The sequence below is a fragment of the Streptomyces sp. NPDC006510 genome, assembly GCF_040611955.1.
In the GTDB taxonomy this organism is placed as follows: Bacteria; Actinomycetota; Actinomycetes; order Streptomycetales; family Streptomycetaceae; genus Streptomyces.
Window position 1 is genome coordinate 1 of sequence record NZ_JBEXPH010000109.1, and the last position, 22,521, is coordinate 22,521.

Sequence of the window (22,521 nt, forward strand, 5' to 3'; positions counted from 1 at the left end):
CGTCCGGCTCGGCGGCCAGCCGGTAGCCGTTGTCCGCGGAGACGATCGCGTCGCGGCCGACGGCCCGCCGCAGCCGGCCGACGAGCGCCTGGAGGGCGCGCACCGCCTCGGCGGGCGGGTCGCCGTCCCACACCTCGTCGACGAGCACGGCGGCGGGGACGGTGCGGCCGGGGCGCAGCGCGAGGACGGTGAGCAGGGCGCGCAGCCGCGCCCCGCCGATGGCGACGGCCGTGCCGTCGTCGCGGAGTGCCCGGGTCGTTCCGAGGATGCAGTAGCGCACCGGCCTATTCTCCGCGACCGGGATCGGGAAGGGCACACATGTCCGGTCGCGCCCCTGTGCGCCGTGATCCGGTCTCGCGACGTGCTCCGGGGTCGCGCCGTGCTCCGGGATCGCGTCCTGCTCCAGCTCCGGGATCGCTCGTCATGCCCCCACCCTTTCCGGAACCACCGCCCCGGTGCGAGACGTTTGTGACGTGTCGCCTGTACGGTCGGGCTCCTGCCCGCCGCCCCGTTCCGCTTCCGGCCGCCCGTCAGGAGTTCGCCGATGACCACCGCAGCAGCCCGCAGCGACCGGCGGATCAGCCCGGTCTTCCTCGGGATCGTCGCCGTGACGGCGGTGTCGGGCTGGGCGGTGTGGACCGGCATCGGGTATCCGTACGGGCTCGCGGTCTTCCTCTTCGTCACCGGGGCGTGGGTGGTCTCGCTCTGCCTGCACGAGTACGCGCACGCCCGCACCGCGCTGCACAGCGGGGACCTCTCGGTCGGCGCCAAGGGCTACCTCAGCCTCAATCCGCTCGCCTACACGCACGCCCTGCTCAGCATCGTGCTGCCGGTGCTGTTCGTGATCATGGGCGGTATCGGTCTGCCCGGCGGCGCCGTCTTCATCGAGCGGGGGCGGATCCACGGGCGCTGGAAGCACAGTCTGATCTCGGCGGCGGGCCCGCTGACGAATGTGCTGTTCGCGCTGGTGTGCACGGCGCCGTTCTGGCTGCACGCGCTGGAGGGCGTCCCGAAGGAGTTCCGGTACGCGCTGGCGTTCCTGGCGCTGCTTCAGGTCACCGCGGCGATCCTGAACTTCCTGCCGGTCCCCGGGCTGGACGGGTACGGGGTGATCGAGCCCTGGCTGTCGTACCGGATCCGGCGCCGGATGGCGCCGTTCGCGCAGTTCGGGCTGCTCGCGGTGTTCGGCGTGCTGTGGATCCCGGGGATCAACCACGTCTTCTTCGACGCGGTCCACGGTCTGCTGGATTCCCTGGGCGTGAGCGGGCTGGACACGGAGTGCGGCCGCGCCGCCTACCGCTTCTGGGAGAACTGGAACGAGGAGTATCCGGTCTGCGCGGTCAGCCCGTAGGAGCTGTCCGCCTCATTCGGCGGTCTGCGCGCGCTGCCGGCGCAGGTAGAACCACGCCATGTTGGACGAGAGCCCGGCCAGTAGCACCCAGACGATCCCGAGCAGGCTGCCCTGGGCGAACGAGATCACGGCCGCGACGACGGCCAGGACGCAGACGGTGATGGCGTAGAGAGCGAGTCGGGGCATGGGGGGCGGCTCCTGTCGGGGGTGGTGCACGGTCCCGTCCAGTGTCCCCCATGCCCCTTTCCGTTCACCGCAGGGTGGGTCCGGGAACGGGTCCGGCTCAGACGTCGGTGGTACGGAGCCCCGCGTGCGCCTTGTAGCGGCGGTTGACCGAGATCAGGTTGGCGACCAGCGACTCGACCTGGTGGGCGTTGCGCAGCCGGCCGGCGAAGATGCCGCGCATGCCGGGGATCCGGCCCGCCAGCGCCTGTACGAGGTCGGTGTCGGCGCGGGCCTCGCCCAGCACCAGCACATCGGTGTCGATCTCCTCGATGGACTCGTCCTGGAGCAGCACCGCCGAGAGGTGGTGGAAGGCGGCGGTGACCCGGGACTCCGGCAGCAGGGCGGCGGCCTGCTCGGCGGCGCTGCCCTCCTCGGGCTTCAGCGCGTAGGCGCCCTTCTTGTCGAAGCCGAGCGGGTTGACGCAGTCGATGACGAGCTTGCCCGCGAGTTCGTCCCGCAGCGACTCCAGGGTCTTGGCGTGGCCGTCCCACGGCACGGCGACGATCACGATGTCGCTGCGACGTGCGCACTCCGCGTTGTCCGCGCCCTCGACGCCGTGGCCCAGCTCGTCGGCGGCGCTCGCCGCGCGGTCGGCGGCCCGGGAGCCGATGATCACCTTCTGCCCGGCGCGGGCGAACCGGTAGGCGAGGCCGCGTCCCTGGGGGCCGGTGCCGCCGAGCACGCCGACGGTCAGCCCGGAGACGTCGGGAAGATCCCAGGGGTCCTTGGCGGGGGGCTTGGCCGCGCTGTCGCTGTCATTCGTAGTCATGGCTCCGACATTACTGCCCGCCACGGAGCGGGCCCCGGTCTCTCCCCTCGTTCCCCGTTCGGCTGGTTCGGAGCCGTTCTCCGGTGCCGGGCACGGGTGCTGGGGCATGATGCCGGGCCATGGATGCCGTACGCGTGGCCCTGCTCCGTGAAGTGCTCGCCGGGACCGAGTGGCCCGCCGCGACCCGGCGGTTCGCCGGAGCGCTGAGGTCGTCCGTCGTGCCGCACGGCGGCGGCCTGCTGCTGGTGGGGACGGCGGCGTACGAACCGTGGCATCTGGCGGCCCATCTGGTCGACGAGTCCACCTGGTCCGGGCTGCCGGAGCTGACCCCCACCCTGGTGCGCCATCGGGTGGAGCCGGGCGGCCCCGCGCATCTGGCCGTCGGTCTGGGCCGGATCGAGGCGGCGGGGCGGGGCGAGACGCTGCTCCTGGTGGCCCCGGAGCGGCCCGGCGCGGGGCTGCTGGAGCGGGTGCACGACGCGCGGCGCGCCGGGGCCACGGTGCTCTCGCTGAACGACGGTGATCCGGAGGTGTGCGGGCTCGCCCATGAGACGCTCGCGGTGACCGGCGACGACGTCGACCTGGACACCGTGCAGCATCTGGTGAGCGCGGCGGCCGGGGAGAACAGCGCCCCCGCGCCACGCGGCCGCCGCGGCTTCCGGGACCGGCTGTCCCGGCTCGCCGACCAGCTGACGGCGCCTCCTCCCGCCCGCTGGTGACGGCCCTCCGGTGACGGGCCGGCGGCGCGGAAATTCCGTTGCGGCGGTACCTGCGGGGCCGGAGCATGGCCTCCCGTGACCTCTGCTCCGTCCCTGGCCGCCCGGTCGGCCGCCCTGCTGCCCGACCTCGCGCCGCTCCGCTCCTCCTCCGACTTCCGGCTGCTGTGGATCCAGGGGCTGGTGACGTACTTCGGCAGCTTCATGGCGATGATCGCGCTGCCGCTCCAGATCAAGGAGCTGACGGGCTCCCCGCTGGCCGTCGGTGTGATGGGCGCGGTCGAGCTGGTGCCGCTGGTCGTCTTCGGCCTGTACGGCGGGGCGCTCGCGGACGCCGCGGACCGCCGCAAGGTGATCCTGGCCACCGAGGCGGGGCTGGGGCTGCTCGCTCTCGTACTCCTGGTGAACGCGGCGCTGCCCGGCCCGCTGCTCTGGCCGCTCTATCTGGTCGCGGCCGGGGTCTCCGCGCTCGCCGGGCTCCAGCGGCCCGCGCTGGACTCCCTGATGGCCCGGATCGTGCCGCACGAGCAGCAGACCGCGGCCGCCGCGCTGAACTCGCTGCGCTGGCAGTTCGGCGCGATCACCGGTCCGGCGGTGGCGGGGCTCGTGGTGGCCTACGCCGGGCACGCCACGGCGTACGCGGTCACGGTGGCCACGTTCGCCGTCTCCGTGCTGCTGTGTCTGCGCCTGGCGCCCGCGCCGCCCGCCCGGGAGGGCCAGAAGCCCTCGCTGCGCGGCATCGCCGAGGGGGCACGGTACGCCTGGAGCCGGCCGGTGCTGCTGGGAACGTACGCGGTCGACCTGGCGGCGATGTTCTTCGCCTTCCCGAACACGATCTTCCCGTTCCTCGCGGACGAGCTGGACGCCGACTGGTCGCTGGGCCTGATGTACGCGGCCGGGTCGGTCGGGTCGCTGGTGCTGGGGCTGACCAGCGGCTGGACGTCACGGGTGCGGCGGCACGGGCTGTTCGTGGTGTTCGGGGCCGCGGTCTGGGGGCTGGCGATCGCGGCGGCCGGATGGTTCGGCAACGTGTGGCTGGTGCTGGTCTGCCTGGCGGTGGCGGGCGCGGGCGACATGCTCAGCGGTCTGGGCCGCTCCACGATCTGGAACCAGACCATCCCGGAGGAGCTGCGGGGCCGGCTGGCGGGCATCGAGGTGCTCTCGTACAGCGTCGGCCCGCAGCTGGGTCAGGTGCGGGCCGGTGCGATGGCGGGCTGGACGGGGACCCGGTCGGCGATCTGGAGCGGCGGGGTGGCGTGCGTGGCCTCGGTCGGGCTGCTCACGGCGGCACTGCCGAAGCTGCTCACCTACGACTCCGAGACGGACGAGGACGCGCTGCGCAGGCGGGAAGCCGGGGAATCCAGCCCGTCCGCCGCCTGAGGAGCGCGTCCCGGCGCGTCACCCCCGGTCAGGCCTCCGGATCGGGCGGTGTGCCCCCGTCGTGCCACCTGGGGTCGTTCTCCCACTCCAGGTTCCGCTCCCGGGCGGTGTCCATCGCGTGCTGCGCCTCCTCGCGGGAGGTGTACGGCCCGAAACGGTCCTTGGCCGGGCACTCGGGGCCCTCCTCGACCTTCTTGTGCTCCAGGCAGTAGTACCACTCGCCCGGCTTGCCGACCGTGCGCTTCTTGAACAGGGCCATCATCGGCTCCTTCCCTCGGGGCCATGCTGCCCCAAGCACGCTGGTTAGACTCGCTGACATGTCTGGCCAGTCGCTGCTCGTACCCGGGGAGATCACTCCCGTCCGCTCCGTACCCGGAAACATCCGGCGCCCCGAATACGTGGGCAAGCCGGCCCCCACCCCGTACACCGGTCCGGAGGTCCAGGACACCGACACCATCGAGCGCATGCGCATCGCCGGCCGGATCGCCGCGCAGGCGATGGCGGAGGCCGCGAAGCACATCGCCCCGGGCGTCACGACGGACGAACTCGACCGGGTCGCCCATGAGTTCATGTGCGACCACGGCGCCTACCCGTCGACGCTCGGCTACCGCGGGTTCCCCAAGTCGCTCTGCACCTCGCTCAACGAGGTGATCTGCCACGGCATCCCGGACTCCACCGTGCTGCGCGACGGCGACATCGTGAACCTCGACGTCACGGCGTACATCAACGGTGTGCACGGCGACAACAACGCCACGTATCTCTGCGGCGACGTGGACGAGGAGTCCCGGCTGCTCGTGGAGCGCACCGAGGAGTCGCTGAACCGGGCGATCAAGGCGGTCCGGCCGGGGCGGCAGGTCAATGTGATCGGGCGGGTCATCGAGTCGTACGCCAAGCGCTTCGGCTACGGGGTGGTGCGGGACTTCACGGGGCACGGGATCAACTCCTCGTTCCACTCAGGCCTGATCATTCCGCACTACGACAGCCCGCACGCGACCACCGTGATGCGGCCCGGGATGACGTTCACCATCGAGCCGATGCTGACGCTGGGCAGCCATGACTACGACATGTGGGACGACGGCTGGACCGTGGTGACGAAGGACCGCAGGCGCACCGCCCAGTTCGAGCACACGCTGGTGGTGACGGAGACGGGCGCCGAGATCCTGACGCTCCCGTAGCCACCCGGACAGTTCCTCCCCGAAAGCGGCCGCCCCCGGGCGGCCGCTTTCGCGTACCCCGCGCGGAGGCGGAACCAGGCGTATCGTTTTTACCGACAGAGCGTCGGGAAGCTGTTGACTTAGGTAAGCCTAAGTAGGAGGATCGGAGTCGTCGGCAGCCACCGCCGCAACCACGCGGTCGCCGCCGACATTTCCGTCTCTTTCTGGACTTCCCGTCCCCCTCGGTCCCCGGAGGCCCGCCTTGGACGCAACCGCCGCCACCACGCCCTTCTCGACGCTCATCCGTACCGCGTCGCACGCGCAGCACACCGAGGCGGAGACCTCGACCTTCATGAGCGACCTGCTGGGCGGGCGGCTCGGAGTGGACGCGTACACGTGCTACACCGAGCAGCTGTGGTTCGTGTACCGGGCACTGGAGGAGGGGGCGCAGGCGCTGCACAGCGATCCGGTCGCCGGTCCGTTCATACGGCCCGAGCTGATGCGCACCGCCGAGCTGGAGCGCGATCTGGCCCACCTGCGGGGTGCGGACTGGCGCGCGGGCCTGGAGCCGCTGCCGGCCACGGCCGCGTACGCCGCCCGGGTCGCCGAGTGCGCCCGCGACTGGCCGGCCGGATATGTCGCGCACCACTACACCCGCTACCTCGGCGACCTCTCCGGCGGCCAGATCATCCGCGACCGGGCGGAGAAGGCCTGGGGCTTCGCGCGCAAGGGCGACGGCGTCCGGTTCTACGTCTTCGAGGGGATATCCAACCCCGCCTCGTTCAAGCGGGGTTACCGCGAGCTGCTGGACGCGGTGGAGGCGGACGACCTGGAGAAGCAGCGCATCGTCGACGAGTGCAAGCGCGCGTTCGCGCTGAACACGGCGGTGTTCCGGGAGCTGGGCGAGGTGTTCCCGCTCAGCGCGTAGCGCCCTGTCCGGCGGGGGACGGGCTCGGCCTTCCGCGGTGAGCCAGCAGGACGCGGCCGCCGACCTCCACCGTGCCGTCGGGTGCCGGAGCGGTGAGGATCTGCGAGCCGCGTCCCTGCGTGATGTTGAGGGCCCGCCCCAGCTCGGCGCTGAGCAGCAGCGCGGCCGCTCCGGTCGCCTCGTCCTCCACGATGTTGTCGTCGCGCCGGGGGAACGCCCGCGCCCTGACCCGGCCGGCCGCCTCGTCCTCCCAGGCCCATACGTACAGCCAGCCCTCCCCCGGCGGCGGCCCGGTGAGCGCCTCGACCTCGGCGACGGACCCGTACCGCTCCAGCGTGCGCGGGGGTGCCCACTCGGGGCGGGCGGTGATCCAGGTGAACTCGCCGTCCTGACGGGCGAATACCTCCCCGACCGGAAGCTCCAGGATCTCCAGATCGAGCAGCCAGGCCGTGCCGACGAGCGGATGGCCGGCGAACGGGAGGCGGAGTCCCGGGGTGTAGATGTCCACACGCCCGCGCTCGGGGTCGTCGACGAACACCGTCTCGCTGAAGCCGAGCCGGCCGGCCAGTGCCTGCCGGGACGCCCGGTCCGGGTGGGCCCGGCCGTCGCGCACCACACCGAGGGCGTTGCCGTGTCGGCCGTCGGGGCCGCAGAACACGCGTAGTACGTCGATGCCGTCGGGTACGTCGAAGTCGCTGTCGCTCACACGGGCATTCAAGCACCGCCCGGATGGCGGCCGTTCGGCCGGTCCACCCGGGCGGTGCCGTCACGGGACGACGCGGAGGGCTCAGGCGGTACGGCGACGGCGGGCCGCGATCACGACTCCGGCACCGGCCGCCACGGCGACGCCCGAGGCAGCGAACAGGGCGTCCGCCGGGAGTCCGGAGCCGGTGGCGGCGAGGGAGCCCGCGCCACCGACCGAGCCACCGCCGGCCGAACCGCCGACCGAGCCGCCTGCAAGGCCGCCGGCCGCACTGCCGCCACCGGTGGTCGTGGTACCGCCCGTCGAGCCGGAACCGCCTGCGGCGCCCGGGAGTTCGGCGTCCTTGTCGAGAGCGACCGCGACGGTCAGCGCGTCGAGCTGCTCACCGGCCCGGTACATGCCGCCGAACGCCTTGGTGCCGTCGGCCGTGAGGGTCGCCGGGACGGCCGAGATGTTCACCACGCCGTTCTCGGTGGTGAGTTCGCCCTTGGGCAGCTTCAGGTCCGCGACGGCCAGACCGGTGTATGTGGAGACCTTCCTGGTCGTGCGGTCCTTGGTGGAGACGTCCGCGATCAGGGTGCCCTTCGTACCGTTCACCTGGATCTCCATGCCGGTCAGGGAGAGGTCGAGGGTGTACGCGCCGTTCTCCTCGTGGCCCAGGAAGCGGACCTTGCCGTGGAATTCGGCGTTCAGGGTCTGCTTCGCGGCGTCGAAACGGCCGGTCGCGTCGGGGAACCGGTAGCCGTCGCCGGATGCGGTGGCGCCGGCCGTCGTCTCGACCCTGCCGTGGGCGATCGGGCCCGTGACGTACGTACGGAAGGACTTCTTGACGCCCCAGTCCAGGGTGCCGTCGACGATCTCGCCCGGGGTGTCGGCGGCCGGCTTGCCGGTGGCCGAGGGGGACGGGGGCGCGGCCGAGGTGGGCTTCGCGCTCGGGTTGGTGGTCGGCTTCCCGGTGGGCTCGGTGGTCGGCCTCGTGGTGGACTTCCCGGTCGGTTCGCCGGTCGGCTCCTCGGTCGGGGCCGCGACCGCCTTCACCGAGAGGGTGGCCGGGTCGAGCGCGTCGCCCTCCTTGTACTGGCCGTTGAACGCCTCGGAGCCCGCCTTCGTCAGCGTCGCCGGGATGCCCTTGAAGACCATCGCGCCGCCCTCGCCCCGGCCGGGCTTCACCGCCGAGAGGTCGAGGGCCGCGAACTCCACGTCGTCGCGGGTGCCCTGCGGGGTCGTGACATCGACGGTGATCGCGCCGCCGGTACCGGCCGTGGCGAGCTTCACGTCGGAGAGCGTGATGTCGAGAACGCCCCCGTGGGCGTAGAAGTTGACGCCGCCGCCGAAGGCGGTGTCGGTGCCGTGCGTGGCCGTGTCGTACGTGCCCTTGCCGTCGGCGAAGGTGAACACACCGTTGCCGGGCGCCTGGGTGGCACCGCCCTCGACGGTGATCTTCCCGCCGGAGAACGACGAGGCGAGGTACTTGCGGAAGGACTCCTTGACACCCCATTCCAGCGTGCCGTCCTTCAGCTCCAGCTTCGGTGCGGCGGCGGCCGCCGCGTCGACTGCGGTGCCGTCGGCCGCGAGCGCCGGAAGGGCGAACACGGTGGCGCCGAGGGCGGCCGCCGTGGCGACTGCGGCGGTGAGAGCTATGGGGCGGCGGTTGGCTGCCATGGTCGTTGATCTCCTCAGGAACGGGGGTGGGACGGGGGCTGGTTGTCGTTTTGCCGGGTGCGGCGGCGGCGGACGAGGTGCAGCGCGCCCGCCGCGGCGGCGAGCAGGCCGGCGCCGCCGATGGCCGGATACAGGGCGGTACTGGAATCGGATGCCGCAGCGAGGGCGGCCTGCTCCGTGGACTGGGCGGGCTGCTCGGCGGACGGGTCGGAGGACGGGTCGGGGGCGCTGCCCAGGTCGGGCAGGGCGGGCAGTTCGGCCCCGGCATCCACGGCGACGGCCAGCGAGACCGGGTCCATCGCGGTGCCCGCCCGGTAGAGCGAGCCGAACGCCTCGGCACCGTCGGTGGTGAGGGTGGCGGGTGCTTCGGTGAGGACGGCCAGACCGTTCTTCGGCGTGAAGTCCTTCGCGGTGAAGGTGACGAGCGGAACGGCCTCGCGCCGGTCGCCGCCGCTCAGGACGTCGGCCGAGAGCGTGCCCCTGCCCGCCTTCACCCGGACCGCGACCGCCGACAGTCGCAGGTCGAGTCCGTCGGCTCCGGTGAAGCGGACGCTGCCCGCGAAGCCGGCGTCCAGGCTCTGCTTCTTCGGGTCGTACGTGCCCCTGCCGCGCGGGAAGCGGAAGAGCGCCCCGCCGTCCTGGGCACCCTCGGCGAAGGTCCACTCCCCCTTGCCGATGGGGCCGGTGACGTATTCGCGGAAGGTCCGGCGGACGCCCCAGTCGACGGCGGCGTCCTCGAAGCGCCCGGCGGCCGTCGCGGTCCTCCTCGGCTCCGGTTTCTTCCCGGGGGACTTGGAGGCGGCGGGCTTCCCGGCCGGGGCGGAGGTGTCCACGGTGAGGCTGACCGGGTCGAGCGGGGTGCCGGCCGTGTAGTAACCGGCGAACGCCTTCGCGCCCTGGGCCGTCAGGGTCGCCGGGACGTCGCGGAGGGCGATGGGGGTGGCACCGCCCTTCATGTCGATCCCGGACAGACCGAGCGTCGCCATCGGCACCTGGGCGGCCGAGCTCACCCGGCCGCTCCCCCGGTCCTTGCTGACCACGTCGGCGTACAGGGTGCCGCCGCCGCCCGCGATGCGGACGGTGGGGCGGCTGATGGTGAGGTCGAGTTCATGGCCGCCGTCGGGTTTCCGGTGGCCGAGGAAGCGGACCCCGCCCGCGAAGCCGGAGCCGAAGGCGCCGGTCGCCGGGTCGTAGGAACCGGTGGCGGAGTGGAAGCGGAACCGGTTGCCGCCGACCGTGGCGGCGCCGCCCGTCAGGCTCCAACTGCCGTTGGCGATCGGGCCGGTGACATAGCTCTGGAAGGAGGACTTGATCCCCCAGTCCAGCCTGCCGCCCTGCACCGTGCGGCCCGCCGCCTGCGCGGCGGTGGCCGGGAGCAGGGCTCCCAGCACCGCCGCGAGGAGCGCGACAGCGAGTGCGCGGGCAGGTCTGGACGGCAGCATGGGACCCCTCCGAGATCTAGAAAGTGAGGTAAGGCTAACCTAAGCTACGCGAGCCATGAGGTGGCACCCCTACCCCCGCATCGCTCGCATACCAGGACCAAGTACCCGCCACGGAACGACAGGACGGTGCCCCAGTGCGCTTCTCGCAGGACTTCGCCCCATCGGGCCGGGCCGGCCGGCGGCCGGGGCGCGGGCGGGCCGGGAGCCGTGGACCGCTCGGCGCCCTGACGGCCGTACTCGCCCTGGCCCTCGTCCTGACGGGCTGCGGCGGCGGTACGGACCCGGGGGCACCCGCCGCCGCTGCCGGGGCCGCTGCCGACCGGGTCGAGCCCCTCGCCACCGCACCAGAACCGGAACTGCCCGTCACGGTGGAGTCGGCGGACGGTACCGAGGTCACCGTCGCCTCGACGGACCGGATCGTTCCGCTGACCGGCGGCCTGAGCGAGATCGTCTTCACGCTCGGCCTCGGCAAGCGGGTCGTGGCCCGTGACATCACCGCCACCTTCGAACAGGCCGCGAAACTCCCGGTGGTGACCCGTGCTCATGACGTGTCGGCGGAGAGCGTGCTGTCGCTGAGGCCGACCGTCGTGCTCGCCGAGACCACCACCGGACCGGCGGAGGCAATCAGCCAGATCCGGGACGCCGGCATCCCGCTCGTCGTCGTCGAACCGGCCCGGCAGCTCTCCGACGTCGGACGCCGGATCGGCACCGTGGCAGCGGCCCTGGGCGTGCCGGACTCGGGCGCCGAACTGAAGACGCGCACCCGGTCGCGCATCGACGCCGTACGCGAGTCCGTGCCCGCCCCGGCGGACGGCCGGAAGAAGCCCCGGGTCGCCTTCCTCTATCTGCGCGGCTCGGCCTCCGTGTATCTGCTGGGCGGCCGGGAGTCGGGGGCGAGCTCGCTCCTCGAAGCGGCGGGAGCCGTCGACGCGGGCAAGGCGTCCGGGCTGAAGAAGGACTTCACCGCCATCACCAGCGAGGCACTCGCCGAAGCCGCCCCCGACGCCATCCTGGTGATGAGCAAGGGGCTCGACTCGGTGGGCGGCGTCGACGGACTGGTGAAGATCCCGGGCGTCGCCGAGACCCCGGCCGGAATGGACCGGCGGATCGTCTCCATCGACGACGGGGTGCTGCTGAACTACGGCCCGCGCACGGACCGGGTGCTGAGCGAACTGATCGCGCAGCTTTATCCGGAGGACGGGGCGGACCAGTGACCACCACGTCCCAGGAGCGCACCCCGTCCGGTGCCGCCGCGACGCCGGATGGGCCATCCGCACCGAAGCCCCGGCGCTCCTCGTCCTTCGCGCTGACCGCCGGGCTGCTCGCCGCCCTCCTGGTGTGCTGTCTGCTCTCCGCCGGACTCGGCGCGTACCGCATCCCGCTCGGCGACGTCCTCGGCTCCGTCCAGCACCGGCTCGGCCTCGGCGGGGCCGCGCTGGACCGGGTCGGCGAGAGCGTGCTGTGGAACGTACGGCTGCCGAGGGTCGTCCTCGCGCTGCTGGCCGGGGCGTCGCTGGGCTGTGCGGGCGCCCTGATGCAGGGGGCTTTCGGCAATCCGCTCGCCGAGCCCGGGGTCATCGGGATCTCCTCCGGCGCCGCGGTCGGCGCGGTCGCCTCGATCGCGCTCGGGCTGAGTTTCTTCGGCAACTGGACCGTCACCGTCTGCGCGTTCGCCGCCGGACTCGCGACCGTACTGCTGGTGTATGCGCTGTCCCGGTCGGGCGGACGGACCGAGGTGGTGACGCTGATCCTCACCGGGATCGCGGTCAACGCCTTCGCGGGCGCGCTGATCGGGCTGTTCATCTTCTTCGCCGACAACGCGCAGATCTCGCAGATCACCTTCTGGCAGCTGGGCTCGCTGGCCCAGGCGACCTGGCCCAAGGTGCTCGCCGTGCTGCCGTGCGCGGTGCTCGGGCTGCTCGTCGCGCCGTTCCACGCCCGGAAGCTGGACCTCCTCGCCCTCGGTGAGCGGCCCGCCCGGCACCTGGGGGTCGATGTCGAACGGCTCCGGATCGTGCTCGTGCTCCTCGTGGCGCTGCTGACCGCCGCCGCGGTGGCGGTCGCCGGGATCATCTCGTTCGTGGGGCTGCTGGTGCCGCATCTGCTGCGGATGGCGAACGGTCCCGGCCATCGCTTCCTGATCCCCGGCAGCGCGCTCGGCGGCGCCCTGGTGCTGGTGGTGGGCGATCTCGCGGCCCGTACCGTCGCCGATCCCGCCGAGCTGCCGCTCGGTGTGCTGACCGCGCTCTTCGGCAGCCCGTTCTTCTTCTGGCTGCTGCGCAGGACCCGTCGCAAGCAAGGTGGTTGGGCATGAGGGCCCTCAGGAATCCGTTCCGGGTACGGGGACGGCGGTTGCCCGCTCCCGTCTCCCCCGGCTCCCCCGTCGCCGAGGCGCGCGGGCTGCGGGTGCGGCTCGGGGAGCGTCCGGTGCTCGACTCCATCGGTCTGACCGCGTACGCGGGCGAGGTGCTGGCGCTCGTGGGGCCCAACGGGGCGGGCAAGTCGACCCTGCTGGCGGCGCTGGCCGCCGATCTGCCCGTCGAGCGCGGTGAGGTATGCATCGACGGGCGTCCGGTCACCGACTGGTCGGCCGCCGAACTGGCGCTGCGCCGGGCCGTGCTGCCGCAGTCCGCCGCGCTGTCGTTCCCGTTCCCGGTGCTGGACGTCGTACGGATGGGGCGGGCGCCGTGGGCCGGTACGGAGCGGGCGGACGAGGACGATCCGGCGGTCGCCGCGGCGATGGCGGCGACCGAGGTCATCGAGTTCGCCGCGCGCCCGTTCGCCGCCCTGTCCGGCGGCGAACGGGCCCGGGTCGCGCTGGCCAGGGTGCTGGCGCAGCGCGCCGGGCTGCTGCTGCTCGACGAGCCGACGGCCGCGCTCGATCTGCGCCACCAGGAGTTGGTGCTGCGGATCTGCCGGGAGCGGGCCGCAGCCGGGGACGCGGTCGTCGTGGTGCTGCACGATCTGGGTCTCGCGGCGGCCTACGCGGACCGGGCGGCGGTGCTGCACGACGGGCGGATCGCGGTGGCCGGGCCGCCCGCCGGGGTGTTCACCGGCGAGCTGCTCGGCGAGGTCTACCGGCAGTCGGTCGAGGTGTTCCCGCACCCGCGGACCGGGGTGCCGCTCGTCGTGCCGACCAGAGGGACTTGACCATTGCTTGACCTTTCTGTGGGACGCCCATGGGTAGTCCGTGATCAGCCCGTTCCCGCACCTGCGGGATGAGAGCTGAATCACGGCACAGGTGGGTATCGCTCAGGTAAGCCTCGGTTAAGTTAGGTCCGCCTCACCTGACTTTGTCCCGATCTTCTCCCGCTTCTCCTTCGTCCTCATGTGGAGCCCGTATGCGAGCCGTTCGTTTCTCCGTCGTCACCGCTGCCGCCACGGTGGCCGCTCTGACCGCCGTCACGGGCTGTGCGCAGAAGAGCGACGGCAAGGGTGACGGCGCCGTGCAGGTCGTCGCGAAGGACGATTCCTGCGAGGTGTCGAAGACGAAGCTGCCGGCCGGTCACATCGAACTGGCCGTGCAGAACAAGGGCTCCAAGGTCACCGAGGTCTACGTCCTCTTCCCGGACGACCGCATCGTCGCCGAGCGCGAGAACATCGGCCCCGGCACCAAGGCCAACATCACGGCCGAGATCAAGGCCGGTTCGTACGAGATCGCCTGCAAGCCCGGCATGAAGGGCCACGGCATCCGGCAGAAGCTGGAGATCACCGGCGGCACCGCGGCCAAGCGCAGCCCCGAGATGGACAAGGCCGTCGCGGAGTACCGCACCTACGTCCAGGCGCAGGCCGACGAAACGCTGCCGAAGGCCAAGAAGTTCACGGACGCCGTCGCCGCCGGTGACATCGAGGCCGCCAAGAAGATCTACGCCGACTCGCGGCTCGGCTGGGAGCGCACCGAGCCGGTCGCCGAGTCCTTCGGCGACATCGACCCGAAGGTCGACATCCGCGAGGACGGCCTGGAGGACGGCCAGAAGTGGACCGGCTGGCACCGCCTGGAGAAGGCGCTGTGGCAGGACAAGAAGCTGGGCGCCGAGGAGAAGGCCCTCGGTCCGGTCCTCTACAAGGACCTGCTCGACTGGCAGAAGCGGGTCGGCACCGCCGACATCACCCCGACCTCGATGGCCAACGGCGCCAAGGAGCTCCTCGACGAGGTCGCCACCGGCAAGGTCACCGGTGAGGAGGAGCGCTACAGCCACACCGACCTGATCGACTTCAAGGGCAACGTCGAGGGCGCCGAGAAGTCCTACGAGCTGCTGAAGCCGATCGCCTCGAAGAACGACGCGGCGCTGACCACCACCCTGGACAAGCGGTTCGCGGAGCTCAACACGCTGCTGGACAAGTACCGCAAGGACAAGAGCTCCTACGAGTTCACCTCGTACGAGAAGGTCGGCAAGGCGGACCGCAAGGAGCTGTCGGACGCGGTCAACGCGCTGGCCGAGCCGCTGTCCCGGCTCGCCGCCGCGGTGACGAAGTAACGAGCGGGAGGGCTCCGGTCATGTCCGGTCAGACACAGGACACCGAAACGCAGAAGGAGACCGCCGGTTCCGCACCGTCCCGCCGGGCGCTGCTCGGCTGGGGCGGTGCGGGTCTCGCGCTGGGCGCCGTCGCGGCCGGCGGCGCGGTCGCCGCGGTGCGTACGGAGAACGACGCGGTGCCGGCCGCGGACAGCGGTGCGGCCGTGCCGTTCCACGGTGCGCACCAGGCCGGTATCGCCACCGCCGTACAGGACAGGCTGCACTTCGCCGCGTTCGACGTGACGACGAAGGACCGCGCCGAGCTGATCGCGCTGCTCAAGGAGTGGACGCGGGCGGCGGAGCGGATGACGGCCGGTCACGCGGTCGGCGACGGGGCGTACGGCGGTCTCGCCGAGGCCCCGCCGGACGACACGGGCGAGGCACTGGGGCTCAAGCCGTCCCGGCTCACGCTCACCATCGGCTTCGGCCCCTCGCTCTTCGCCAAGGGCCGGTTCGGTCTTGAGGACAAGCGCCCCGAGGCGCTCGTCGACCTGCCGAAGTTCCCCGGCGACAACCTCGACGCGGCCCGCAGCGGCGGCGACATCTGCGTCCAGGCGTGCGCGGACGACCCGCAGGTCGCGGTGCACGCCATCCGCAACCTGGCCAGGATCGGCATGGGCCGCATCGCGATCCGCTGGTCCCAGCTGGGCTTCGGCAAGACGTCCTCGACCACGCCGGACGCCCAGACCCCGCGCAACATGTTCGGCTTCAAGGACGGCACCCGGAACATCTCCGGCACCGACACCGCCGCCCTGGACAAGCACGTGTGGGTGGGCGGGAAGGACGACGCGGGCTGGATGGCCGGGGGTTCGTACCTGGTGGCCCGGCGCATCCGGATGCACATCGAGACCTGGGACCGTACCTCGCTCCAGGAGCAGGAGGACGTCTTCGGCCGCGACAAGGGCGAGGGAGCTGCGGTCGGCAAGTCCAAGGAGCACGACGAGCCGTTCCTGAAGGCGATGCTGCCGACCGCGCATGTGCGGCTCGCCCACCCGGACAGCAACGACGGTGCGACGATCCTGCGCCGCGGCTACTCCTTCACGGACGGCACGGACGGCCTCGGCCGGCTCGACGCCGGGCTGTTCTTCATCGCCTACCAGCGCGATGTGCGCAGGGCATTCATTCCGATGCAGCGGCGCCTCGCGGCGCACGACGCACTCAACGAGTACATCCAGCACGTGGGTTCGGCGCATTTCGCCGTCCCGCCGGGCGTCCGCGACAAGGACGACTGGTGGGGCCGGGCGCTGTTCTCGTAACGGGACTCGAAACAGAAGGAGAACCGAGACGTGTTCAGCAACTTCCTGATCGGCCTGCGCGAGGGCCTGGAGGCCAGCCTGGTCGTCTGCATCCTCATCGCCTATCTGGTGAAGACCGGCAACAGGAACAAGCTGGTGCCGATCTGGATCGGTGTCGGGATCGCGGTCGTCGTCAGCCTGGCGTTCGGCGCCGGGCTCGAATTCGGTTCGCAGGAGATGACGTTCAAGGCCCAGGAGGCGCTCGGCGGTTCGCTGTCGATCGTCTCCGTCGGCCTGGTCACCTGGATGGTCTTCTGGATGCGGCGCACCGCGCGGCACCTGAAGGCGGAGCTGCACGGCAAGCTCGACGCGGCGCTCGCGATGGGCACCGGCGCGCTGGTCGCCACGGCGCTCCTCGCGGTGGGCCGGGAGGGCCTGGAGACCTCGCTGTTCGTGTGGCGCGCGGTGCACGCGGCGGACGACGGCTGGCACCCGATGATCGGCGCGTTCCTCGGCATCGCGGCCGCCGTCGTCCTGGGCTGGCTGTTCTACCGCGGCGCGCTGAAGATCAACCTGTCGAAGTTCTTCACCTGGACCGGCGGCATGCTGGTGATCGTCGCCGCGGGCGTGCTCGCGTACGGCGTCCACGACCTCCAGGAAGCCGAGTTCATCGGCGGTCTCCACAACCGGGCGTTCGACATCAGCGCCACGATTCCGCCGGACAGCTGGTACGGCACGCTGCTGAAGGGCACGTTCAACTTCCAGCCCGACCCGACCGTTCTCCAGGTCACGGTGTGGGCGCTGTATCTGATCCCCACCCTCGCGCTGTTCCTCGCCCCGGTAGGGTTCGGACGGTCAGCAGGGGCGACGGATCGGAAGGCGCGGAAAGCAGCGGATGAGAAGCCTGAGGCCGATTCGGCTGGCGACGGGGCTCGCGACGGCGACGGTGCTGTCCATGACGGCGAGCGGCTGCGTGACGGTGCACGGCGAGCTGGAAGTGGTGCCGGGGGCAACCAGGTCTGAGGCCGCGCAGGCCCTGAAGGCGTTCACCACCGCGTACAACGCGGCGGACAAGGCCTACGACCCGGCCCTGGACGCGGACCGGGTCACGGGGCCGCTCGGCGCGATCAACCAGGCCGGGCTGAAGGCACGGCAGAAGAACCATCCGGACGGCAACCCGAACCACAAGCCGCTGGAACTGACCGACGCCACCTACCTCATCCCGAAGAAGGCCGGCTGGCCGCGCTGGTTCCTCGCGGACACCGACTCCAACCGCGACCAGGACAGCGGGAAGCTGGACACCCGCTGGCTGATCGTCTTCGTCAAGTCCGGCCCCGGCGCCGGGTGGAAGGCCTCCTATCTGTCGGTCGTCGCCCCCTCCCGGCTGCCCGCCTTCGCGAAGGACGGCGAGGGCCGGGCGAAGCCGGTGGCCGCGGACAGCACCAAACTGGCCGTGGCGCCGGAGGACTTGAGCACCCGGTACACGCAGTACCTCCAGCAGGGCACCCCGGACGTCTTCGCCCCCGGCTCCGCCACCTCGGGCTGGCGGGAGGCGCGCCGGAACACCCGGCGGGCGGGCTTCTCGTACCAGTACATCGACCAGCCGCTGGACAGCGGTACGTTCGGCCCGCTCGGCCTGGAGACGGACGACGGCGGGGCGCTGGTCTTCTTCAGCAGCAAGCACTTCGAGCGGCAGACCGCGGCGAAGGGGCTGCGCCCGCCGCTCAATCAGGACGTGGAGGCGCTGCTGACCGGTGAGGTGCAGTCCACCCTCACCAAGGAGCGGGTCTCCAGCCAGCTGGTGTACGTCCCGAAGAAGGGCTCGACGAAGGACGACGGCAAGGTGGTCATGCTGAACCGGCTGCCGGGCCTGACGGCCGCGAAGGGCTCCTGACCGGACCGGGGCCGCCGCTGGGGCCGGACCGGGGCCGCCGCTGGGGCCGGCCCCGGCCGTGATCCGCCGGGGACGGCCTAACGGCTCAGCGGCCAGGCCACCGAGTCATGGTCGAGATCGCTCTGGTCCGCCGCGTCCGCGTACTGCGCGCAGGCGTCGGTGAGCGTCTCCAGCAGGGTCAGCGGATCGGGCAGCGGGTTCTCCGGCCCGCGCACCCACCGCACGTCCAGTTCGCCGGGGAGCCGGGCCGGCGGCAGGAGCACATAGCTGCCGCGGCAGTGCCACCGCATGCCCGGATGTTCGTCCATGGTCTCGGGGTGGCAGTCCAGCTCGCACGGCCACCACTCGTCCTCGTCCTCGGGCGTACCGCGGGTGGCGGTGAAGAAGAGCATCCGGTCGTCGCCGGACCGGGCCACGGGGCCGACGTCGATGCCCGCGGCGAGGAGCCGCTCCAGCGCCTGGGTGCCCGCGGGCAGCGGCACGTCGAGAACGTCGTGGATCATGCCGGTCGCGGTGATGAAGTTGGCCTGCGGCTGGCTGCGGGCCCAGCGCTCGATCTGCGCCCGGTCGGTGGTGGACTGCGTCTGCCAGGCGAAGGAGATGGGATGCCGGGCGGGGGTGGGACAGCCGATGCGTTCGCACGAACATCGGAACCCGACCGGGTGGGCGGCCGGCGCGATCGGCATTCCGGCCTCGGCGACGGCCAGGAGCAGCGCCTCCCGGGCGGTGTCGTCGACCTCGCTCTGCTGCGGTTTGGGTCGGCGGCGAAGCCATTGGGAAAATTTGCTCTCTGAGCCGCGATAACGGCCGAAATCGGCGCCCATCTATCCCCTAACCTCAGCGTTGCTCCTGCCCATGGTCCCACCATCCTGCGCCTCGGGTGGCCGGAGTTCCGAAGCGGGGTACGGGCGACGATGCCGTGAGCTGGGCACTATGCCACTTCTTGTCACGAAATGACGGGTGCGTCTCAGGGCTCCGTCCCGCCCACCGCGTGGCCGGGCCGGCATCCGCGTACACGGCGGTCGGCGCCGGGCGCCCGGTTCCCTACCACGCCGGCCGGCCCGGCAGCGGGACGAGGCGATCCGGATCGTCTCCCGGCCGCGCGGAACCACCCGATCGGATCACTGCGCACCGGCCCCGGAGAGCGGACCATGGGCTCACGCACACACCCGTGCGACGTCCCCCGGCAGGCAACCCCTGCCTTTCGTGAGGAGCCTTCATTGCCTCGTGAAGCCACACCCCGCCGCTACCTGATGTGTGCCCCCACGCATTTCAGGGTGACGTACTCCATCAACCCCTGGATGGACCCCAGCAAGCCCGTGGATCTCCCCCTGGCCCAGACCCAGTGGGAGGACCTGCGCGACCGGTACCGCGCCCTCGGGCACACCGTGGAGCTGCTCGCCCCCGGCCCCGAGCTGCCCGACATGGTGTTCGCCGCCAACGGCGCCACGGTCATCGACGGCCGGGTGCTGGGCGCCCGCTTCGCGTACCGGGAGCGGTACGAGGAGGCCGGGGCCCACCGCGAGTGGTTCCGGGCGAACGGCTTCACCGAGATCCATGAACCGGACCACGTCAACGAGGGCGAGGGAGACTTCGCGGTCACCGCGTCGTACGTCCTGGCCGGGCGGGGCTTCCGGTCCAGTCCGCTCTCGCACGGCGAGGCCCAGGAGTTCTTCGGGCGCCCGGTGATCGGGCTCGATCTGGTCGACCCGCGCTACTACCACCTGGACACGGCGCTGTCCGTGCTCGACGACGCGGGCGACGAGATCATGTACTACCCGGGCGCCTTCTCGCCGGGCAGCCGGTCGGTGCTGGCCCGGCTCTTCCCCGACGCGCTGATCGCCGAGGAGGCGGACGCCGCGGCGCTCGGTCTGAACGCGGTGAGCGACGGGCTCCATGTGCTGCTGCCGCAGGCCGCGACGGGGCTCTTCGACCCGCTGCGGGCGCGGGGCTTCGAACCGGTGCCGATGGACCTGGGCGAGCTGCTCAAGGGCGGCGGCAGCGTGAAGTGCTGCACGCAGGAGCTACGGGGGTGAGCCCGGCCTGATCCGGACGAGAGGCCGTGGGGCCGCCCTCAGTCGTTCTCGCCGGGCGGCCACTCGTCGCCCCACGCGATGTCCCGGGCGGCCCGGTACAGCTCGCCGTGCCGCTTGGTGACCGTGGCACGCCGCAGGGCCTCGTCGCGGGTGCACAGGTCCAGCAGCACCTGTCCCTTGCGGATCTGCGGCTTGCGGGTGACCCGCGCCCGGACGGGCTCCGTCCCGAAGCGGGTCGCCACCACATAGCTGAATTTCTCGTCCTCGTACGGCAGCGAGCCGCCCTTGACCTGCCGGTGCAGCGAGGAGCGGCTGACCCGGGCCGAGAAGTGGCACCAGTCCGTGCCCGGCTCGATCGGGCAGGCGTCGCTGTGCGGGCAGGGCGCGGCGACCGCCATCCCGGCGGCGATCAGCCGGTCGCGGGCCTCGATGATCCGGGCGTAGCCGTCGGGGGTGCCCGGTTCGACGACCACGACCGCCTGTGCCGCGCCCGCCGCGGTGTCGACGAGGGCGGCGCGGACGTCCGCGGTCAGCTCCTTGAGTACGTAGGAGATGGTGATCAGGTCCGTGGGGGCGAGTTCCACGCCGGCGCCGATCCGGGCCCGGCGCCACTCGGCGGCGCGCAGGGCGGGGATGCCGGAGAGACCGGCCAGCTCACGGCCGAGGGCGAGTGCGGGCTCCGCCCAGTCCAGCACGGTCGTCCGCGGCCCCTCCCAGGCCCCTGCCACCGCCCAGCTCGCCGCTCCGGTGCCGCCGCCGACGTCGGTGTGGGTGGCGGGCTCCCAGTCCGGGGCGGCCTCCCGGAGCGCGGCGAGGGCGGACCGTACCGCCTCGAAGGTGGCGGGCATCCGGTACGCGGCGTACGCGGCGACGTCGGAGCGGTCGCGGAGCACCGGCGCGTCGGTCGGAGTGGTCCCGCGGTAGTTGGTGATGAGCCGTTCGACGGCCTGGGCGGCCTGTTTGGGCGGCAGCCCGTCGAGCAGTCCGGCCAGCGTCGCGCGCAGGATTTCCGCGGTGGGGAGGGTGGCGTTCACCGACGAATTGTAGGCAAAGGCGGACCACCTGCTTCCGCCCCGACTTCGGCACCGAACAGCAATGGATCCGAACTGCCGCGACACCTGCGCAAGTTGCTACGCTGGCCGCCGCGAGGTCGGGATTGCCCATCGAGGGGAACCATGAGACAGAAGATCGTGCGCCTGGTTCTGGTCGGCGGAGTGCTCGTGCTTGCCATGCTTCTTCTCCTCGCCACTTGCGGCAGCGGTGAGAAGAGCACGGACGAGCCGGAGAAGCGGACCGAGAAGAGCTCGACCAAGGTGACCCAGCTCACCGTTCCTTCCGCGTACGCGACGGAGCACGGCTGGGAGCTCATCGGGACCTCGCCCGACTATGCGATCTCCCGGACGACGGGCCGCCTCGCCTATCTGGTGCGGGAGTCGGAGACCAAGTACCAGCTGCGGACCATCGACTCCAAGACGGGGCAGACCGGCTGGCACGGCGAGAGCTGGCGGCCCCCGTCGCCGCACAAGTTCCCGAGGCTCCTCCCGGTCACCGTCGACGACCACGAGTACTTCGTGACGTGGGCGTACGGGAAGGTCGGCGAGAACGCGCTGACCCCCGCCGACACGATCGTCTCGCTGGACGTCTACGACGTGGAGGACGGCTCCCGGCGGCGCGTCGAGGTGCCGTGGAACTCGGTCCCGACGGTCTCCACCACCGGCCCCGGCATCCTGATCAGCGACGGCCGGACGAACAGCGCGGTGGTCGACCCGGTGACCGGCCGGGTGACGAAGGTCGCGGCCCCCGCGCTCAAGTACCCGAAGGGCTGCACGACCTGCAAGCAGCTCACCGAGGTGCGCGGGCTGACGCAGAAGGGCCTGCTGGTCAGCGGGTCCAAGGAGTTCTGGGTGCAGGGCGGCTGGTTCAGCCGCAATGTCGCCCCGAAGGGCACGGACAAGGTCAGCGGGATCCCGACGTCGGTGATCCCGGGTCTGATCCTGGCGAAGTGGCAGCTGGACAAGAAGGCAAAGCGCGCCGCCACCCACGACATGTGGGCGGTGCACGACCTGGAGACGGGCAAGCCGCTGGCTTCGGTGGAGTGCAGCAAGCCCGCGATAAAGCCGGGCCAGTACCCGCAGCTCGTCTCGGCGCCCTCGGGCTCCTATCTGGTGGCCGGACCGCTCGCGTTCGACCTGGCCACGAAGCGGGGGTTCTGCTTCGAGGGCGCGGACGGCACGAAGCCGCTGACGCTGGCGTCCGTGAACGACGAGGGCACGGCGTACGGCGCGGCGAGCGCACGCAACGCGGCCGACGTGCTGGCCGGCGGCGGCGCCCCTGTCGCGGTCGCCGTCCGCAGTGGTGCGACGGGCGCCCTGCCCTCGAACGTGCGGGTTCCGGGCATGGAGACGTCGGACGGCGTGGGCCTGTTCCGCTGGACGGACGAGAAGGACCGCCCGCACCTGATCGGCTACCCGAGGTCGTCGTAGCGTCGCGGCCCCGCCGCCCCGCCGCG

Annotated in this window: 23 protein-coding genes; 14 read left to right on the plus strand and 9 right to left on the minus strand. The window is 71.9% G+C overall.

The features are described 5' to 3' along the window. Nucleotides 1-280, minus strand: a 280-nt coding sequence (locus ABZY11_RS27765) for a helix-turn-helix domain-containing protein (protein WP_356481759.1), incomplete at its 3' end; no start/stop codon positions are given. Nucleotides 281-544: 264 nt separating this feature from the next. On the opposite strand from ABZY11_RS27765, the gene ABZY11_RS27770 reads away from it, so the two are divergent. After that, the gene (locus ABZY11_RS27770; protein ID WP_356481760.1) at nucleotides 545-1,351 is read left to right on the plus strand and encodes a site-2 protease family protein; all 807 of its coding nucleotides are present in this window, start codon (nucleotides 545-547) and stop codon (nucleotides 1,349-1,351) included. A gap of 12 nt (nucleotides 1,352-1,363) precedes the next feature. Here the strand turns inward: ABZY11_RS27770 and ABZY11_RS27775 are convergent, their stop codons facing one another. Next, nucleotides 1,364-1,537 (minus strand): hypothetical protein, encoded by a 174-nt coding sequence (locus ABZY11_RS27775; protein WP_356481761.1) that lies wholly within the window; start codon nucleotides 1,535-1,537, stop codon nucleotides 1,364-1,366. 97 nt (nucleotides 1,538-1,634) lie between these two features. After that, a complete protein-coding gene (gene npdG, locus ABZY11_RS27780; protein ID WP_356481762.1) occupies nucleotides 1,635-2,345 on the minus strand; it encodes an NADPH-dependent F420 reductase in 711 nt (236 codons plus the stop codon). 119 nt (nucleotides 2,346-2,464) lie between these two features. On the opposite strand from npdG, the gene ABZY11_RS27785 reads away from it, so the two are divergent. Together ABZY11_RS27785 and ABZY11_RS27790 are read left to right on the plus strand one after the other, a co-directional pair. Next, complete coding sequence (locus ABZY11_RS27785; protein WP_356481763.1) at nucleotides 2,465-3,064, plus strand: hypothetical protein; 600 nt, start codon at nucleotides 2,465-2,467, stop codon at nucleotides 3,062-3,064. Between the two features lie 75 nt (nucleotides 3,065-3,139). Then, nucleotides 3,140-4,441, plus strand: a complete 1,302-nt coding sequence (locus ABZY11_RS27790) for an MFS transporter (RefSeq protein ID WP_356481764.1) — start codon at nucleotides 3,140-3,142, stop codon at nucleotides 4,439-4,441. A gap of 28 nt (nucleotides 4,442-4,469) precedes the next feature. Here the strand turns inward: ABZY11_RS27790 and ABZY11_RS27795 are convergent, their stop codons facing one another. Next, nucleotides 4,470-4,700: a hypothetical protein gene (locus tag ABZY11_RS27795; RefSeq protein ID WP_356481785.1), complete on the minus strand. Its 231-nt coding sequence runs from the start codon at nucleotides 4,698-4,700 to the stop codon at nucleotides 4,470-4,472. 58 nt (nucleotides 4,701-4,758) lie between these two features. On the opposite strand from ABZY11_RS27795, the gene map reads away from it, so the two are divergent. Beyond that, nucleotides 4,759-5,616 carry a type I methionyl aminopeptidase gene (gene map, locus ABZY11_RS27800; RefSeq protein ID WP_356481765.1) on the plus strand — a complete coding sequence of 286 codons (858 nt, stop codon included), beginning with the start codon at nucleotides 4,759-4,761 and terminating at the stop codon, nucleotides 5,614-5,616. A 241-nt stretch (nucleotides 5,617-5,857) separates the two neighbouring features. Next, nucleotides 5,858-6,523, plus strand: coding sequence for a biliverdin-producing heme oxygenase (locus ABZY11_RS27805; protein ID WP_356481766.1), 666 nt, complete (start codon nucleotides 5,858-5,860; stop codon nucleotides 6,521-6,523). Here the strand turns inward: ABZY11_RS27805 and ABZY11_RS27810 are convergent. From ABZY11_RS27810 to ABZY11_RS27820, 3 genes are all read right to left on the minus strand, one after another. Then, nucleotides 6,513-7,229 (minus strand): PhzF family phenazine biosynthesis protein, encoded by a 717-nt coding sequence (locus ABZY11_RS27810; protein WP_356481767.1) that lies wholly within the window; start codon nucleotides 7,227-7,229, stop codon nucleotides 6,513-6,515. The genes ABZY11_RS27805 and ABZY11_RS27810 overlap by 11 nt on opposite strands. A gap of 81 nt (nucleotides 7,230-7,310) precedes the next feature. Then, the gene (locus tag ABZY11_RS27815; protein ID WP_356481768.1) at nucleotides 7,311-8,888 is read right to left on the minus strand and encodes an HtaA domain-containing protein; all 1,578 of its coding nucleotides are present in this window, start codon (nucleotides 8,886-8,888) and stop codon (nucleotides 7,311-7,313) included. Nucleotides 8,889-8,902: 14 nt separating this feature from the next. Beyond that, nucleotides 8,903-10,330: an HtaA domain-containing protein gene (locus ABZY11_RS27820; RefSeq protein ID WP_356481769.1), complete on the minus strand. Its 1,428-nt coding sequence runs from the start codon at nucleotides 10,328-10,330 to the stop codon at nucleotides 8,903-8,905. A 134-nt stretch (nucleotides 10,331-10,464) separates the two neighbouring features. Here ABZY11_RS27820 and ABZY11_RS27825 point away from each other — a divergent pair, with 134 nt between their 5' ends. The 7 genes from ABZY11_RS27825 (at nucleotide 10,465) to ABZY11_RS27855 (ending at nucleotide 17,976) form a co-directional block, all read left to right on the plus strand. Further along, entirely contained in the window at nucleotides 10,465-11,544 is a 1,080-nt protein-coding gene (locus tag ABZY11_RS27825) for an ABC transporter substrate-binding protein (protein ID WP_356481770.1), read from the plus strand. Further along, entirely contained in the window at nucleotides 11,541-12,644 is a 1,104-nt protein-coding gene (locus tag ABZY11_RS27830) for an iron ABC transporter permease (protein ID WP_356481771.1), read from the plus strand. Before ABZY11_RS27825 ends, ABZY11_RS27830 begins: the two co-directional genes overlap by 4 nt. Next, nucleotides 12,641-13,480: a heme ABC transporter ATP-binding protein gene (locus ABZY11_RS27835; RefSeq protein WP_356481772.1), complete on the plus strand. Its 840-nt coding sequence runs from the start codon at nucleotides 12,641-12,643 to the stop codon at nucleotides 13,478-13,480. The genes ABZY11_RS27830 and ABZY11_RS27835 overlap by 4 nt, the downstream gene beginning before the upstream one ends. A gap of 191 nt (nucleotides 13,481-13,671) precedes the next feature. Further along, on the plus strand, nucleotides 13,672-14,808 hold the full coding sequence (efeO, locus tag ABZY11_RS27840; protein WP_356481773.1) for an iron uptake system protein EfeO: 1,137 nt from the start codon (nucleotides 13,672-13,674) through the stop codon (nucleotides 14,806-14,808). A gap of 20 nt (nucleotides 14,809-14,828) precedes the next feature. Further along, entirely contained in the window at nucleotides 14,829-16,103 is a 1,275-nt protein-coding gene (gene efeB / locus ABZY11_RS27845) for an iron uptake transporter deferrochelatase/peroxidase subunit (protein ID WP_356481774.1), read from the plus strand. Between the two features lie 30 nt (nucleotides 16,104-16,133). Then, nucleotides 16,134-17,105 (plus strand): iron uptake transporter permease EfeU, encoded by a 972-nt coding sequence (efeU, locus tag ABZY11_RS27850; protein WP_356481775.1) that lies wholly within the window; start codon nucleotides 16,134-16,136, stop codon nucleotides 17,103-17,105. Further along, nucleotides 17,038-17,976 carry a hypothetical protein gene (locus ABZY11_RS27855; RefSeq protein WP_356481776.1) on the plus strand — a complete coding sequence of 313 codons (939 nt, stop codon included), beginning with the start codon at nucleotides 17,038-17,040 and terminating at the stop codon, nucleotides 17,974-17,976. The genes efeU and ABZY11_RS27855 overlap by 68 nt, the downstream gene beginning before the upstream one ends. 77 nt (nucleotides 17,977-18,053) lie before the next feature. On the opposite strand, the gene ABZY11_RS27860 is transcribed toward ABZY11_RS27855, so the two are convergent. After that, a complete protein-coding gene (locus ABZY11_RS27860) occupies nucleotides 18,054-18,800 on the minus strand; it encodes a bifunctional DNA primase/polymerase (RefSeq protein WP_356481777.1) in 747 nt (248 codons plus the stop codon). A 327-nt stretch (nucleotides 18,801-19,127) separates the two neighbouring features. Here ABZY11_RS27860 and ddaH point away from each other — a divergent pair, with 327 nt between their 5' ends. After that, the gene (gene ddaH / locus ABZY11_RS27865; RefSeq protein WP_356481778.1) at nucleotides 19,128-20,012 is read left to right on the plus strand and encodes a dimethylargininase; all 885 of its coding nucleotides are present in this window, start codon (nucleotides 19,128-19,130) and stop codon (nucleotides 20,010-20,012) included. Between the two features lie 38 nt (nucleotides 20,013-20,050). On the opposite strand, the gene ABZY11_RS27870 is transcribed toward ddaH, so the two are convergent. Beyond that, nucleotides 20,051-21,046 carry a small ribosomal subunit Rsm22 family protein gene (locus ABZY11_RS27870; protein WP_356481779.1) on the minus strand — a complete coding sequence of 332 codons (996 nt, stop codon included), beginning with the start codon at nucleotides 21,044-21,046 and terminating at the stop codon, nucleotides 20,051-20,053. A 141-nt stretch (nucleotides 21,047-21,187) separates the two neighbouring features. On the opposite strand from ABZY11_RS27870, the gene ABZY11_RS27875 reads away from it, so the two are divergent. After that, entirely contained in the window at nucleotides 21,188-22,495 is a 1,308-nt protein-coding gene (locus ABZY11_RS27875; RefSeq protein WP_356481780.1) for a hypothetical protein, read from the plus strand. Nucleotides 22,496-22,521: the final 26 nt, after the last annotated feature.

Coding starts and splice junctions, on each gene's coding strand:
- ABZY11_RS27770 (WP_356481760.1), top strand. CDS start 545: ATGACCACCGCAGCAGCCCGCAGCGACCGGCGGATCAGCCCGGTCTTC.
- ABZY11_RS27775 (WP_356481761.1), bottom strand. CDS start 1,537: ATGCCCCGACTCGCTCTCTACGCCATCACCGTCTGCGTCCTGGCCGTC.
- npdG (WP_356481762.1), bottom strand. CDS start 2,345: ATGACTACGAATGACAGCGACAGCGCGGCCAAGCCCCCCGCCAAGGAC.
- ABZY11_RS27785 (WP_356481763.1), top strand. CDS start 2,465: ATGGATGCCGTACGCGTGGCCCTGCTCCGTGAAGTGCTCGCCGGGACC.
- ABZY11_RS27795 (WP_356481785.1), bottom strand. CDS start 4,700: ATGGCCCTGTTCAAGAAGCGCACGGTCGGCAAGCCGGGCGAGTGGTAC.
- map (WP_356481765.1), top strand. CDS start 4,759: ATGTCTGGCCAGTCGCTGCTCGTACCCGGGGAGATCACTCCCGTCCGC.
- ABZY11_RS27815 (WP_356481768.1), bottom strand. CDS start 8,888: ATGGCAGCCAACCGCCGCCCCATAGCTCTCACCGCCGCAGTCGCCACG.
- ABZY11_RS27820 (WP_356481769.1), bottom strand. CDS start 10,330: ATGCTGCCGTCCAGACCTGCCCGCGCACTCGCTGTCGCGCTCCTCGCG.
- ABZY11_RS27835 (WP_356481772.1), top strand. CDS start 12,641: ATGAGGGCCCTCAGGAATCCGTTCCGGGTACGGGGACGGCGGTTGCCC.
- efeO (WP_356481773.1), top strand. CDS start 13,672: ATGCGAGCCGTTCGTTTCTCCGTCGTCACCGCTGCCGCCACGGTGGCC.
- efeB (WP_356481774.1), top strand. CDS start 14,829: ATGTCCGGTCAGACACAGGACACCGAAACGCAGAAGGAGACCGCCGGT.
- ABZY11_RS27855 (WP_356481776.1), top strand. CDS start 17,038: ATGACGGCGAGCGGCTGCGTGACGGTGCACGGCGAGCTGGAAGTGGTG.
- ABZY11_RS27860 (WP_356481777.1), bottom strand. CDS start 18,800: ATGGGCGCCGATTTCGGCCGTTATCGCGGCTCAGAGAGCAAATTTTCC.
- ddaH (WP_356481778.1), top strand. CDS start 19,128: ATGGGCTCACGCACACACCCGTGCGACGTCCCCCGGCAGGCAACCCCT.
- ABZY11_RS27875 (WP_356481780.1), top strand. CDS start 21,188: ATGAGACAGAAGATCGTGCGCCTGGTTCTGGTCGGCGGAGTGCTCGTG.